Annotated in this window: 13 protein-coding genes; 8 read left to right on the top strand and 5 right to left on the bottom strand. The window is 45.9% G+C overall.

Features of this window, described 5'->3' with window-relative positions; translation table 11 throughout:
• Positions 1 to 104: 104 nt before the first annotated feature.
• Positions 105 to 3,719: a DNA polymerase III subunit alpha gene (locus NQ117_RS08140; protein WP_258277465.1), complete on the bottom strand. Its 3,615-nt coding sequence runs from the start codon at positions 3,717 to 3,719 to the stop codon at positions 105 to 107.
• 199 nt (positions 3,720 to 3,918) lie between these two features.
• On the opposite strand from NQ117_RS08140, the gene NQ117_RS08145 reads away from it, so the two are divergent.
• From NQ117_RS08145 to NQ117_RS08160, 4 genes are all read left to right on the top strand, one after another.
• On the top strand, positions 3,919 to 4,245 hold the full coding sequence (locus NQ117_RS08145; RefSeq protein ID WP_258277466.1) for a YtrH family sporulation protein: 327 nt from the start codon (positions 3,919 to 3,921) through the stop codon (positions 4,243 to 4,245).
• Positions 4,246 to 4,250: 5 nt separating this feature from the next.
• Positions 4,251 to 4,733, top strand: coding sequence for a sporulation membrane protein YtrI (locus NQ117_RS08150; RefSeq protein ID WP_258277467.1), 483 nt, complete (start codon positions 4,251 to 4,253; stop codon positions 4,731 to 4,733).
• An 82-nt stretch (positions 4,734 to 4,815) separates the two neighbouring features.
• A complete protein-coding gene (locus NQ117_RS08155) occupies positions 4,816 to 5,112 on the top strand; it encodes a YtpI family protein (RefSeq protein WP_258277468.1) in 297 nt (98 codons plus the stop codon).
• Between the two features lie 181 nt (positions 5,113 to 5,293).
• Complete coding sequence (locus tag NQ117_RS08160; protein WP_258277469.1) at positions 5,294 to 5,920, top strand: nitroreductase family protein; 627 nt, start codon at positions 5,294 to 5,296, stop codon at positions 5,918 to 5,920.
• Positions 5,921 to 5,987: 67 nt separating this feature from the next.
• On the opposite strand, the gene NQ117_RS08165 is transcribed toward NQ117_RS08160, so the two are convergent.
• From NQ117_RS08165 to NQ117_RS08180, 4 genes are all read right to left on the bottom strand, one after another.
• Positions 5,988 to 7,322: a DRTGG domain-containing protein gene (locus NQ117_RS08165; protein WP_258277470.1), complete on the bottom strand. Its 1,335-nt coding sequence runs from the start codon at positions 7,320 to 7,322 to the stop codon at positions 5,988 to 5,990.
• A 240-nt stretch (positions 7,323 to 7,562) separates the two neighbouring features.
• Entirely contained in the window at positions 7,563 to 7,871 is a 309-nt protein-coding gene (locus tag NQ117_RS08170) for a hypothetical protein (RefSeq protein WP_258277471.1), read from the bottom strand.
• Between the two features lie 191 nt (positions 7,872 to 8,062).
• The gene (locus tag NQ117_RS08175) at positions 8,063 to 8,413 is read right to left on the bottom strand and encodes a YlbF family regulator (protein ID WP_258277472.1); all 351 of its coding nucleotides are present in this window, start codon (positions 8,411 to 8,413) and stop codon (positions 8,063 to 8,065) included.
• Between the two features lie 162 nt (positions 8,414 to 8,575).
• Complete coding sequence (locus NQ117_RS08180) at positions 8,576 to 9,754, bottom strand: DUF445 family protein (protein ID WP_258277473.1); 1,179 nt, start codon at positions 9,752 to 9,754, stop codon at positions 8,576 to 8,578.
• A 144-nt stretch (positions 9,755 to 9,898) separates the two neighbouring features.
• Between NQ117_RS08180 and NQ117_RS08185 the strand changes: the two genes are divergently transcribed.
• Genes NQ117_RS08185 through NQ117_RS08200 form a run of 4 tightly spaced genes read left to right on the top strand, consistent with a single transcriptional unit; the run spans position 9,899 to position 14,921 of the window.
• Complete coding sequence (locus tag NQ117_RS08185) at positions 9,899 to 11,269, top strand: YheC/YheD family endospore coat-associated protein (RefSeq protein ID WP_258277474.1); 1,371 nt, start codon at positions 9,899 to 9,901, stop codon at positions 11,267 to 11,269.
• 24 nt (positions 11,270 to 11,293) lie between these two features.
• Positions 11,294 to 12,442, top strand: coding sequence for a YheC/YheD family endospore coat-associated protein (locus NQ117_RS08190; RefSeq protein WP_258277475.1), 1,149 nt, complete (start codon positions 11,294 to 11,296; stop codon positions 12,440 to 12,442).
• On the top strand, positions 12,439 to 13,815 hold the full coding sequence (locus tag NQ117_RS08195) for a YheC/YheD family endospore coat-associated protein (RefSeq protein WP_258277476.1): 1,377 nt from the start codon (positions 12,439 to 12,441) through the stop codon (positions 13,813 to 13,815). Before NQ117_RS08190 ends, NQ117_RS08195 begins: the two co-directional genes overlap by 4 nt.
• Positions 13,812 to 14,921 carry a YheC/YheD family endospore coat-associated protein gene (locus NQ117_RS08200; RefSeq protein ID WP_258277477.1) on the top strand — a complete coding sequence of 370 codons (1,110 nt, stop codon included), beginning with the start codon at positions 13,812 to 13,814 and terminating at the stop codon, positions 14,919 to 14,921. Before NQ117_RS08195 ends, NQ117_RS08200 begins: the two co-directional genes overlap by 4 nt.
• The last annotated feature ends 16 nt before the right edge of the window (positions 14,922 to 14,937 follow it).

Below are 14,937 nucleotides of genomic sequence, written 5' to 3' on the forward strand. Positions count from 1 at the left end.
TGCTGGATAGTAGAAAATGGTGAGTGCCTTATACGAAATTCAATCGATTATGCTAGTCAAGCAGTGACATTGCCATAAATACATTGTAACGGTTCAACTCGTTATTATTTGACGCGTACGCTGCCTTCTCCAAATAAGCTCTCAATGCGCTTAAACAGCTGCGGCGAAGGCTTTAGCGTATAGCTTCCGCTAAGAGCGCGAAGCTGCTGCTCGCGCTCGTAGAAGAGCACGGTCGGCAGCGTGCCATGATGCTCTTGAATGAGCGACTTCAGCTCATTCAAGAGTTCAGGCCGTTCGCATTCGGCCGTGATCTTAATGTACACGCGCTGGCTCTGCTTGGCGCGTGATGCGCCTGCGGCTTGCGCGTCAGGGCGCGATGCCCCGCCCGCGACATGTGCGGCGGCGGGCACGGCTTTGCCTGCCATAGGCGCACTAGCGCGCGGCGCATGGCCAGCCGCGGCTGAGGCGTTGCCGTCGGCCGCAGACGCAGCCGTTGTGCGCTGCTGCCGCACACGCCGTGTCAACTGCGCCACAGCGTTCAAATCCAGCGGCGCGACATCATGCGCCAGCAGCTTGAAGCCTTCGTCCTGCTGCTGGACTTTGGCACGCACTGCGATTAAGGCTCCTTTTGAAACAAGTGGCTGAGCACGCCTCCATACTTCTGGGAACAACACAACCTCTACGCGCTCGATGCGATCCTCAAGCTCGATAAATGCCATTGGCTTGCCCTTCTTCGTCATAATGCTTCGTTCCGATACGATCATACCAACAACGACAGATTCGCTCTCATCTGGCGCATCATGCAAATCCACGATGCGATCCGCGTCCGCTTCCTGCAACAGTTCTACATATTCATCAAGCGGATGTCCGGACAAATAAAGTCCAAGCAATTCTCGCTCAAGTTCCAACTGCTGACTCATCGTAAACGGCTGAATATCTGGATAATCAACCTGCCTGTTATTAACTTCTACAAAGTCAAACATTTGAATTTGCAAGTCTTCACGTTGCTTGCGCCATTTCACTGCGGCTTCCAGCATTTCATCGAGCACAGCCAACAATTGAGCCCGATGCCCAGGCAATGAATCCATCGCCCCTGCTTGAATCAATGATTCAACGACACGACGATTGCACACGCGCAAATCGACGCGTCGGCAAAAGTCTTGCAAATCCTCATAAGGCTGGTTGCGGCGCTCCCGTATAATACTTTCGATCGCCTGCGTGCCCACATTTTTAATCGCGGCTAATCCAAAACGAATGGCGCTGTCTACAGGCGTAAATGTCACTTCACTCTCATTAATATCAGGGGGAAGCACCTCTAGCTGCGTGCGACGACAATCTTCGATATATTCAGCTACCTTTCGGTGATTGCCCATCTGAGCCGTGAGCATAGATGCCATAAATTCCGTTGGATAATGTGCTTTCAAATAAGCAGTTTGGAACGCCAACACGCCGTATGCAGCCGCATGGGCGCGCGGGAAACCATAATCCGCAAATCGTACAATCATATCATACACATGATTCGCATCTTCCAACGTATAGCCTAACGCTAAACTTCCTTTAACGAAGTGCTCCCGCTCCTGATCAAGCACTTCTCTCTTCTTCTTCGAAACCGCTCTGCGGAGCAAGTCCGCTTCGCCCAAGGAGAAACCTGCCATCTTCGAGGCGATATGCATAATCTGCTCTTGATATACAATAATCCCATACGTATCCTGCAAAATTGGCTCCAGATCTGGATGAGGATACTGTACAGGCTGTTTGCCATGCTTGCTTAAAATAAAATTCGGAATAAACTCCATCGGACCAGGTCGATACAATGCTAATACAGATACGATATCTTCAAAAACAGATGGCTTCAAATCTCGCAGCACACGCCGCACCCCAGCTGATTCTAACTGAAACAGTCCTGTCGTCTCACCTCTGCCAAGCAATTCATACGTCTTCGCATCTTCATCATCGACTCGATTCAAATCAAGGCTTTCTCCGGTCTTCGCCTTGATCCAATTCAATGTACGTTCAATAATTGACAACGTTCGTAAGCCTAGGAAATCCATCTTCAACAATCCGATAGCTTCTAGATGTTCCATAGAGAACTGTGTCAGTGGTACGCGCTCCGTTCCTTCCTGCAAAGGCACGTAATTCGTTAACGGTTCAGGACCGATAATGACACCAGCAGCATGGGTAGAAGCATGTCGAGGCATTCCCTCTACTTTAAGCGCCATATTGATAAGGTCATCAATACGTGTTTCCTTCTCCCGCCACTCCCGCAGTTCATTGCTAAGCGACAACGCCTTGTCCAGCGTCATGCCAACTGCTGATGGAATCAGCTTAGCGGTCTTATCTGTCTCGTGATACGGGACATCCAACACACGACCGACATCGCGTACGGCAGCTCTAGCAGCCATCGTACCGAACGTAATAATTTGAGCCACATGATCTCGCCCGTATTTCTCTGCCACATAAGCAATAACTTCATCACGACGCTCATCGTTGAAGTCAATATCGATATCAGGCATCGTAATGCGCTCAGGATTCAAAAAGCGCTCAAACAACAGCTTGTATTTCAACGGATCTACATTCGTAATTCGCAGCGTATATGCAACTAAACTTCCAGCTGAAGAGCCACGTCCGGGCCCCGTCATAATGCCTTGCTCATGCGCAAAACGAATGAAATCCCAAACGATAAGAAAATAATCAGAAAATCCCATCGCTTCAATTGTCTTCAACTCATAGGAAAGACGTTCCTGAGCTTGAAGTCGGAACTGCTCATCGTTCCATTCTGGCAAATGCTCATATCGAGCGTTCAATCCTGCCTGGCACAGTTCAGCCAAATAAGAAGCAGCCGTCATTTCATTCGGGATCGGACTAAACTCAGGGAGTACATGCACACCAAGCTCAATCTCAACATTACACTGTTCAGCAATAACAGCCGTATTCGTGAGTGCTTGCGGGACATGAGGGAACAGCTTCATCATATCTGCCCCAGATTTCATATACATTTGATCGCTTGAAAAGCGTAATCGAGCCTTCTCTTCTACTGTCTTTCCTGTACCGATGCAAATAAGCACATCTTGAACAGCGGCATCCGATTGTTCCATGTAATGAACATCATTCGTGGCAACTAACGGAATACCTAACTCTTCACTTAATGCAATGAGACCTATATTGACCTTCTTCTGCTCAGGAAGCCCATGGTCCTGCAGCTCCAAGTAGAAGCCATCCTTAAATATATCTCGATAAGTTATAGCAACTTGACGAGCTTCATCTATTCGATCATGCAGCACATGCTGTGCCACTTCCCCACCTAAGCAAGCGCTCAAAGCGATGACACCTTCGGAATAGCGGCGCATCGTTTCCTTATCGATCCGCGGCTTATAATGGAAGCCTTCTAAGTGACCGATACTGCACATGCGCATCAAATTACGATAACCTTCGTTATTTTTCGCCAACAAAATCAAATGATAAATCGGCTGTTCCTTGCGCGTTCCACGATCCGACATCGTGCCTGCAGTGGCATATGCCTCCATGCCGATAATCGGCTTAATTCCATGCTTGCGGCATGCCTTATAGAAGGCGATCGTGCCGTACATGACACCATGATCAGTGAGCGCCAGCGCCTTCATACCATAGTCGGCCGCTCGCTTCGCCAATGCGTCAATACGGGCTGCCCCATCCAGCAGACTATATTCGCTGTGTACATGTAAATGCACGAACTGTTCCATGCCTTTTCACTCCATTTCATTTCAAAAAATGCAATCTATATGCTCATTCCATCAACTTGCCACCGAACATACTTTCGATCTTTATTGTATCATATTTTCCCGCCAAAGTTCTATATATGTAGTAAGAGGTTGTCCGCCTGACTATTGGGATAGCGCGCATTCCTTCGACCTCCAATCCGTTCGAAAGGACGATTACAAAATGAGCCCATTTATGTCCAAAGCTATCATCGATTTTGCCATTGCACTAGGTGTTGTTATCGGCGGCTCCCTATTAGCAGGCATCGCTAGTGTAATCGCACTGCAATCCCCAATCGAAACTATGAGGCAAGTCAGCGAGCATCTGAAAATATGGGCGATCGTCGCAGCTGTTGGCGGTACCATTGATCCGCTCCGCGTCATAGAAACAAATTTTTGGGTAGGCAATTTATATCCTGTATTCAAACAGCTTATGTTTATTTTAGTGTCCTTCCTAGGCGCACATATGGGGACTGAACTCATCCAATGGATATGCAGGGCCAGGGGGTGAGGCTAGTGCGGCTGCAGCGGATATTTCAAGGAGCAGCTTTATTTATCGTGGGTGCAATCACAGGTGCTGCGGTATATCACGGTATATTTTTGCATCAAATCGATGAACTCGTCATGCGTAATCTTGACCTTCAAGACCGTCTTGCTCACTATAAAGCAGAAGCAGAAGCCTTATTGAAATATAAAAATCGCTCTACCGTAATTAAGAGCATAACGATGCACATCTATGAATCTGCCGATCAGAAAATGTCGCCTTCCGATGAAACCGAATTGCGTAAACGTCTGCTCAAAGACTTGGATGGATTGAAAGGACGCAACGTCTATCAAATAGACGAATACGTTAAGCTCATTGAGGGATTGCTAACAAGGAAGCTGTACACAGATGTCCATCATCAAAACTATGTCGTTACTTTGCGGACGATGCTGGTCACAGAAGGAGTACTGCATGTCTGGGTAGATGTGAAAACCGAACTTCCCTCCCCAGGCTAATGATGTCTAACTGTATCGCACACACCTAACATATGGTAAAATAAGCACGTTACCTATTAGCAGGAAGGAGCGTATCACTAGCATGTACGCCATTCAAATTACCTTACTCGTGCTTATTTGTGCAACATCCTTGCTTTCTCTTATTTTCAGCATTCGCTCCCGCCGATCTCAAGACCAAGTTAAACGTGGACTTTTCGCAGCTCGTACAAATATTTGCATGGGGTTCATGCTTATATTTATTTCCATCATCCAGATGACGATGTTCCCGACAACAGGAACACTACGAATTGTATTCGGTGCTATTTTACTCGCAATAGGGGTATTCAATCTGGTCGCAGGACTACGCAATCACAGTTACTTCGCCAGACTGCAGCACTAGAATCCCCAATAGAATCCAATATGCCAATTTAATGATTTAATGTTTATTTTCAGACTGTTAAGCTGCCCTTAACGGTCTTTTTCATGTTTCATAAAATCTTTACATAATTTCTACTTACTTTTTGTGAGTGTGTGATATAATTATATTAATTATTGAACATACATAAAAAGGAGCATGGCTCATGAACACTTTCGAGGAAGTCGTAACATCACGCCGATCAGCAAATAAATTTCTAACGGATGTCAAAATTACCGAGGCCGAACTAGATGAATTGTTTGCGCTAGTTAAATACGCACCTTCCTGCTTCAATTTGCAGCACACACAATATCTTGTTGTTCATGAAGATGACAAAAAAGAGCTAGTCTATGAAGCAGCATTTAGACAATACAAAATCAAATCGGCTTCTGCCGCTGTCGTCGTCCTAGGGAATAAGGAAGCTCACAATGATGCAGCTAGAATCTACGAAGGCATGCTTCACCTAGGCATGCTGAATCAGCAGGAATTTGATATGATGGTTTCCGACACAATCAATTTCTACGAGCAGCGCGGAGATACGTTCAAGCGCGATGAAGCGATTCGGAATGCCAGCTTATCTGCTATGCAATTTATGTTGATTGCAAAAGACAAAGGCTGGGATACATGCCCAATGAGCGGTTTTAATCCAGAAGCTATCATCCGTGACTTCAACATTCCTGAGAATCTAGTGCCTGTTATGCTAATTGCAATTGGCAAAGAGGACAAGAAAAGCCGTCGTCCGCGCGGTTACCGCAAGCCTACAGGCGAATTTGTATCGTATAACTCGCTCTAGACGTAAACACGTCAACGTATAACATACGAAGCCCCCTATTCAACGACGACTGAATAGAGGGCTTTTATTAATTATGGTCAATCGATTGGACTGTCATCATTACTTTGGCAACAAGCTGCTCGCCTTTTTTCATTTCAATTTCCAATTTGCACACTTTGCGTCCCATCTCAATAAACCTAGGAACAAGCCTTACGATATCTTCAATTTGAACCGGACGTACGAAATACGTCGTCATATTTTCCATAATATGATCATGCTGCCTTACATCCTTCGCTGCACGAAGAGCCCCGTTCGTAAGCAGTGATGTCATAATTCCTTCAGATACAACACCAAAGCTATTTACCATCTGCGGTGTAATAACCCCCTGGAAGTAAATACGCCCTTCTTCGTCCCTCATCTCGCTGAACCCGTTCCAGATCAAATCGTCAAACGTCTCTCCTAACTGAGGTTCATTCGGAACATCCCGCATTGCATTAAGGACATCCTGTCTCGTAATGACTGCCAGCAGCTTGCGGCTGCGGTCGACAACAGGCAGCAGCTCTATTCCTTCCCACACCATTGTATGCGCCGCTGAAGCAAGCGTTGTATTCATGGTAACTGTAATCGGATTTCTTGTGTACAGTTTCTCGATAGCCTGATCTTTGTCCGCGTATTCTACATCCTTAATCGTAATCATACCAGCTACTCGATTCCACTCATCTATGATCGGAAAACGATTATATCCTGTAGACTCTCTTAACTCTTCAAACTGACGGACCGTACTTGATGGCCGCAGGACAGACACTGATAACTTAGACCCCACAATATCCTCGACAAGTAAAATTTTCTTCTTAATTAAGCGATCGAACAACGCCCTATTAATCATAGATGCTACTGTAAAGGTATCATACTTGGAATTAATAACAGGCAAATCCAAAGAATCGGCGAGCAGCTTTACTTCACGACTTGTCGTAAACCCACCTGTGATCAGCACTCCCGCACCATGCTGCAAAGCACTTTTATGCGCATTTTCCCGGTTACCAACAATAAGCAAGCTGCCAGCATCTATGTAACGAAGCATCGCGTCAAGTTTCATCGCACCAATCGCATATTTATTGAGTGTTTTATTCAATCCCTGTGCTCCGCCTAGCACATGGCCTTCAACAATCTCAACGACCTCTGCAAATGTAAGCTGTTCCGAAAGGTTACGCGGCTTCTTCTCTACTCGCACCGTTCCGATACGCTCTTTTGTCACGACAAGACCGACATTTTCAGCCTCTTTTACTGCGCGATATGCAGTCCCTTCACTCACGCCCAGCCCTTTTGCCAATTTACGAACAGAAATTTTAGTACCCGGTTTAAGCCCTTCAATATGGTGAAGCAGTTGTTCGTGCTTCGTTACGGTCGCATCATGAACGTCCATTCTGTTACACCCAACCTTCCCGAACTGTATTAATCTGTTATGTTAGTGTAACACAGTAAAGATAACCTATACAAACTTGATGTTGACCTATTCAGATGTTCATATATGCTCCGAATGCTCATAGATGTTCACAACCAGAAATGTACTACCATTTTCTATGCAGCCAACAATCAACACAAAGAACCGATCACTGGCTGACGCCCGCTTCGGCTCTCTTAACGGAATGGCTTACAAACCTGTTTATTTCATTCGTTCTGACATACGAACGATACGTCGTTCTACTTGGCGATAACGCTCCGCCCGAACTTGTCGCATTCGATTTTCTTTTTCTTCATCGACACGAAGCAAACGATATAAATGAGCTCCGACAATCAGCAAAGCGAACAAAGACCAAATACTGCCGAAGACGACAGCCATCGACCAGCCTTCCCGAAAAGGAATCGTAGGTAATGCAATAAACAACATGATCATGACCGCCGCAATCGATAATACAGATACCCAAGAGCCTCTGCTTCTTCTGCTTCTACGGTTTATCGGCGTCTCGTTCATAGACTCACATCCCTCATCGTTCATAGTGAAGCTGCCGCTTCCCTATCATCTTATGCGGACAAGTTGCAGGCTATGACCGATATGATCAGCCTAAAAGAAAACAGCTCCAACACTCAGTTGTAAGAGAAGTAAGAAGCCCTAGCTTCTCTCTCAACTTACACAGTGGGGAACTGTTATCACGGTCTATTTACTTAACCTTCTTCGGTTTGATAAAGGAAGCTCAAAGAATCGGTTACAATTTTATTCACATCTTGAATAACAAGTGCAAGACGACGCTCTGCTTCGAACAATGCTGTGATGTCAGCGTTCATGCTGATGACTTGGAACAACTTTTCCATTTCTTCCATTTCCTCAGGGTTAGGCATTGCACCAGTCATCATTTGCTGTTGCATTTCAGCCTGACGCTTGCGGAAATTATCAAACATTTGTTTCGTTTCTGGTTCAGCAGCAATCACCTTCATCGCTGTATCAACAGCAGCAGCCTCCTCAGATTGCTGAAGAGCCCGCGCCAAATCGTGGGCTTTGTCATATACATTTGTCATAGTCGTTCAAACATTCCTCTCTGTACGCTCATGTACGACATCGATGTATCGCCATTCCGCATCTATAAAATTAGTGCAGTATAAATGAGCTGCATCGCTTTTCAATTACACCTTTTTTATATTACTGGATTACAAGACGTCTGTCGAACTTCAGATCATGTTTTAACCTGCTGCGAGCAAAACGAGAGCTTGCACACCGCCAATAATGCCCCCAAGCAGTACACCTAGCCATGTAATAGCTCTGAATTCTTTGCCCGATACGCTAAGTAGAATGTGCTCCAATCGTTCAATCGGGAATTTCTCGACTTGAGCACGAACCACGTCTTCCAGACCGATGCTTTTTATAAGCTGATCTAAATGTTGATCAAGCTTATTCACCCCAAATTGAACAATGCGCGGTATAAACGGCTCCCAAACTTGCCGATATCCCTGAATCCAGTCCGCCGGGCGCAAATCTGCTAGTCGCTGAGCAAGGTGAGCAAATGGTATCACATCGTTCAAACGCTCGGCTACCCACAATTCCGGCTTATCATTTTCCGTTTCACCGCTAAGCTCTTGCACCAATTCAGCTGGTGTTTTATCCATCCACTCATCAAGCTTACGTTCTACGATGCGAGCAACGGTACGACGAACATCAGACGACTTTAGCTGTTCAGCCAATAAAGGAATCATACGGCTAACCAACTTGTCTTCATCTACAAATATCGCAGCCATCGTCCCAAAAAATCCTTGCGAACGATCTAGCACCTTGCTTAACATGTTCGCCAGCATACGCTGACCTTCAAACGATTGAATTTGGCTGCTTACCGCATTCAATAATGCTTGTGCCGCCTTATCAGCAGCACGCGAGCGTACTTCAGACGGCAAACCAGGCAGCAGCTCATGAAGCGAGCGTTCACTCCAACGCTCTGATTGCCACAAATGCGCAATCCCTTGTTGGGCGATCATTCGCAACTTCTGTTCCCACTCCTGTAAGAGTACGGCGCGATCTTCTTCGCCTGCATCAGGATGGATCCATTCCATCAAGGTCTTCGGATTAGTCGCCAATCTGTCTATGTTTGCAGTCAATGTCTGTGTCAGTTGTTGCTGCATACCAGGTTTCTCTAATACAGAACGCAGCCCGTCTGATGTTACTAAGTACTGTGCCACTACTTCCCCTAGCGATTCTGCTATATCCTGTTTGCGCTTTGGAATTAACCCTGGCGTGAAGGGCAGTTTCCAAGAACCTATGTAGATTGGGCGCCGCGGATGAAATAACATTTTGATGGCAAAGTGATTGGTAACACCGCCAACGATAGCCGCTACCGCAATACTAAAAATAATTAATAACCATGCTTGCAAGAAAAGTCACTCCTTTTTACAAAATAGGTCAATCACCAAGGATAATATGTCCTCATATGATACATTAACATTTGCGGTTCACCTGTATGCGCATGGAGCGCTTACCACACTCATACGGCATCTGTTGTTGGAAGGAGATCCTTTATGTCTAAGTTGAAATTAACGCTCCAAGTTATGAGTCCAGGACTTATGCGTGAACAGACTATTATGCTCGGTGACGCTTACGTGAAGAAATGTAAAATCCCCGTCAAACAGCCAATCACCCTTTGCTTCGGCTCACTTAAACTACCCATATCGGTCACTCCCATTCCTCACTTCGACGGAATTCGAATTAGCCAGCAGCTAGCTATGAAAATGGGGATGCATTCGGGCATTAAGCTGCGCACTATGTATAAGCCACAGGAGCGAACACTTAACCTAGGCCCCCTTATTGGCATCTTGATAAGCCGTGATCGACCAGATGCACCAGACAAACCATTCGGACAAATTACAACGTTCTGCACAGAGCTCGTAGAAGCTAGTCAAGATCAAGGAGCCTTCGTGTGTTTTTTTACACCGGACCATATCCAGGATCATGTAAACAGCATAACGGCATGGGTTCACCGCAGCGGGAATTGGATGAAGACTGAAATGCCCATTCCGAACATCGTCAACAATCGACTCACATCGCGCAAGACAGAGAACAAACCTAGCGTACAGCATTTCATGAAAGAAGTAAAACTACGTTACCAATCCAGCATTTTCAACGAAAAATTCCTTGATAAAACCGAAGTGTTTGATGCCTTAAAACATGATCAAAATGTGGCTAAATATTTACCTGAATCGTACCTGCTCAAATCTTTTAACACCTTGAAAACAATGTGCAGTCGTCATTCCCAAGTGTTCCTTAAACCCGCCCGAGGCAGCTTGGGCAAAGGAATTGTAAGGATTTCTCGTTCGGAGGATAATAGCTTTTATGCCATGTACTCCACTGTAAACGGGACGAGGAAGCAGCATTTCCCTAGCCTTCTCAAATTGTTCTCTAGTTTAACAGGCAAAATGAAAACGAATCGCTATCAAATCCAACAAGGTTTGCAGCTTATGGAAAACGAAGGTCGACCTGTTGATTTTAGAGCACTTGTTCAAAAAAATGCGACCAATGAGTGGTCCATCACCTCAATCGTTGCTCGAACTGCCGGCACTCAGCATTTTGTCTCCAACCTTGCGCGCGGCGGCACTCTATCCACCGTAAAAGATGCTGTTACGAAATCCAATCTTGCTCCCAACTCTCGAACGGATGTATACCTCCGGCTCAAAAATGCCTCTTTGGAAATCGCACAAGGTATCGATATGCATATTCCCGCTCACTTTGGTGAATTAGGCATTGACCTTGCTGTAGACACTTCCGGCAAGGTGTGGCTCATTGAGGTCAATTCCAAGCCTTCCAAAAATGACAACACCCCGCTGCAAGAAAACAAGATACGGCCGTCTGTCCGAAAAGTAGTAGAGTACGCACGCTACTTGTCAGGATTTTGACGAGAGGACGATAGGATGAATAGGATGAACAGACTGAATCACAACACACTTGGCGTACTGCAAGAAGAATCAACAGCGGAGCTGCCTTTTACCGAGCCCCATTTCTGCCGTCAACTCTGTATAGCTGGAGAAAAGCACGGCATTCCTGTTATCGTGTTTCACGCTGGATGGATCGATTGGGAATCTCGCACCGTCAAAGCTTATACGTACAGTAAGAAAGCTTGGAAGTATCAGCATTTCCCTTTACCCAAACTCATCTACAACCGTCTATCACGAAGTCATCATGAGCGAGCCGATCAGCAACATTTACGAAATAGCCTGCAAAGATTGTATCGTGACGATGTGGAGTGGCTCAGCAGACCGCTGCCTGGAAAATGGAATTTGTACCGAACTTTATCTCGCTTCGATTTTTTAAAGACCTACCTTCCCAACACTTATCCATATCACGGACCAAGAAGCTTATTACGCATCATAAAACAACACAATGGATCGGTCTTCCTCAAGCCAAGCGGAGGACAGCATGGACGATCTGTCCTTCATCTCGAAGCTCCTGCTTACGCCGCTTCCTCTCCTTGGTCCCATGCATCAATTACGATATCGGGGAGAACGAAACACAATGATCACATTCATACTCCGTTTACAACGATGATGGATGCTCTTAAGTGGATTCATCAATTTATCGACGGACGCCAGTATGTGACCCAACCTTATCTGACACTTCTCAGTCAGCAGGAGGAGCCATATGATGTACGCGTGCTCATGCAAAAAGACGGCAGCGGACATTGGCAAATTACTGGATCAGCTGCTCGCGTGGGCTCCGCCGGACATCTAACTTCCAATCTACGTGGAGGTGGGCGTGCCGAACCAGTTGAATCCTACTTGGAGCAGCAATTTAGCCGTAAGCAAGCAGAAAACATGTTGTCTTCCATTGCACACGTCAGCAAACAAATTCCAGCAGCCATTGAATCTTGCTATGGCAGGCTAGTTGAGTTAGGGCTTGATTTTGGCATCGATCAGAAAGGTCGTATATGGCTTCTCGAAGTAAATTCGAGACCAGGCCGTTCCGTCTTCTCCTTAACCGGAAATGAGAAAGCCATCCGGCTGGCGGTAGAAAATCCCATCCTTTACGCACGCAATGTAATGGTCCGACATCTTAGGAGGGTTTGTCCATGAGTTTGACGCTGTGCAACGTGCATTTAACGCCAAATCCAGAAAAAACATTATACGTATCCACTCCATTGCTTAAGCAGCTGAACTTATCCGGCAAGAAACAAATTCGACTGCGTCTCGGCAAAACAAGTGTACCTACTGCCATTAAACCGATCAAAAAATCCGGTAAGCATCTTTATATAACAGCCGGACTACGCAGCCAATTCCGTATTCCGAAGGGAGGAAGTGTATATGTCCTTAATGAGATCGAAGGAGGTATTCACATCGGCCCCTTGATCGGCATTATGAGCGACTCTTCCAATCGCACGAGCACAAGTCCTTTCGGAGGAAGAACGGGTTTTATTAAACAAATATTGCGCACCGGAAATAAAAAAGCATTTGTATTTGCCTTTACTCCACGTGATATTGATTGGCAAAAAGAAAACGTCTACGCCTATTTTCTCAACGATGCAGGCAATTGGGTTAGACGCACCGTTCCTTTGCCCGACGTCGTATACAACCGCCTTCCTAGCCGCAAAGCAGAAATATCTTCGAATATGAGTCAGCTTCGCGAACGCTTCAACCGCAAGCAGATCCCATACTTTAATTGGAGTTTCTTCAACAAGTCGGATGTATATGAGCTGCTAGAAGATGAAATGGAGGCTAATCAGCACGTACCCGAATCGATAACCAATCCGTCTCCGGAAATGATTAAGGAGATGCTGGACCGACATCAATTTGTTTATTACAAACCGACGGCTGGAAGCCTAGGCATTGGCATTTATCGATTAACTTATTTGCCGAAAAAAGGCTACTTCGCACGTTATACTTCTAGCGGCAAAAACATTTTGCTGCGGTTTAAACAGTTCTCCAGCCTCATCCGTACACTAGAAGCGCGTCATGGTCGTAATCTTCGTGAATATGTCGTTCAACAAGGTGTCAGATTGGTTGAAATAGATGGCTGCCCAATCGACTTCCGCTTCCATATGCATAAGGATGGAGATAACAACTGGGTGGTAGTAGGTATCGGGGCCAAGAAAGCTGGAAAAGGCAGTGTGACAACCCACGTTAAAAATGGTGGCCAGCTTATGACACCCCAACAGGCACTAGAGCGCGCGTTCGGAACTCGAGCGAAAGAAGTATTGGAACAGGCAAAAGTGACAGCTATCGATCTCGCCGAAGCCATTGAACGTAACCACCCTCATTTATTAGGTGAGCTTGGATTCGATATCGGCATTGATCGAAACGAGCAAGTATGGATGTTTGAGGCGAATTCAAAGCCTGGACGCTCCATATTTAACCACCCTCTACTTCGCGATGAAGGGCAATCGTCTGTCGAGCACATTTTAGATCACTGCCTATATTTGAGCCATTTCCGCAGGGGGGATGACATGTGAGCGGCGCATCCCAGCCCAACCTCCCCATTGTCGCTATATTAACGATCGATGATGACAAAGATCATTTCCGGGGCAACCGAAGCAACTTTGCCGACTTGCTCTTAACTGCCAAAAAAATGGGCTATACTTCCTACATCATCACGATTAAAGATTTGAAGCTGCAAGCGAAAAGAGTCATTGGTTACCGTTATGTAGCGGATAAGGATGAGTGGCGGCAGGAATGGTTCCCGCTGCCCCATATCTTATATAACCGCATCCCGCAAAGGGAAGATGAAATGCAGCCTGCGGTCAAAAAGAAACTGCAAGATATTATGAAGCATCCGACCATTCGCATGTTCAATCCAACCTTCTTCAATAAATGGAAGCTATACAAATGGCTTAACAAGTCAAATGCAACTCGCCCCTACATCCCTCACACCTTAAAGCTTACGAATGCCGAGCAGTTAAGTAAAATGCTGCATCTTCACTCTTATTTATTTCTCAAACCCGTTTCTGGAAAAGCAGGTATGGGCATTATGACCCTTCGCCTTAATCTGAACAACGGGTTTAAATACCGCCTGCGCATTCAAGATAAATCTAAAAATATTTCCTATAACTGCACCTCCATATCTAAACTATGGTCGAGAATTATAAAACAGGCAGGCACTGCAAAATATATCGTCCAACAAGGCATAGCGTTAGCTTCGATAAATAAGCGACCGTTCGATCTGCGCGCACTCATTCAAAAAACGGAACAAGGCAATTGGGACATTACAGGAGTCGGAGCACGCCTAGCAGGCAGTGCAAGCATTACGACACATGTCCCTCGCGGAGGAAGTATTGAAGACCCCTCAAAGCTTTTAACTAGTTTATTTGGTGAGCAGGGTTCCGCTCGTATTTTGGCGCGCATTCGCAATACCGCACTAGTCCTTGCTAGGCAGATTGAACAGGAGGCTGGCAAACCTTTGGGCGAGATGTCGATGGATCTAGGTGTTGACGCAGCAGGAGGCATCTGGTTCTTCGAAGCAAATGCAAAGCCGATGAAGTTTGATGAACCTGATATTCGTAAACGCTCCTTGGAGCGAGTATATCAGTACAGTACTTTTTTAATGAAATCAGGCGGATAACAACGTGAAGAAGGTG

Origin of the sequence: Paenibacillus sp. SC116, assembly GCF_024733555.1 — a bacterium.
Lineage (GTDB): Bacteria > Bacillota > Bacilli > Paenibacillales > Paenibacillaceae > Paenibacillus_B.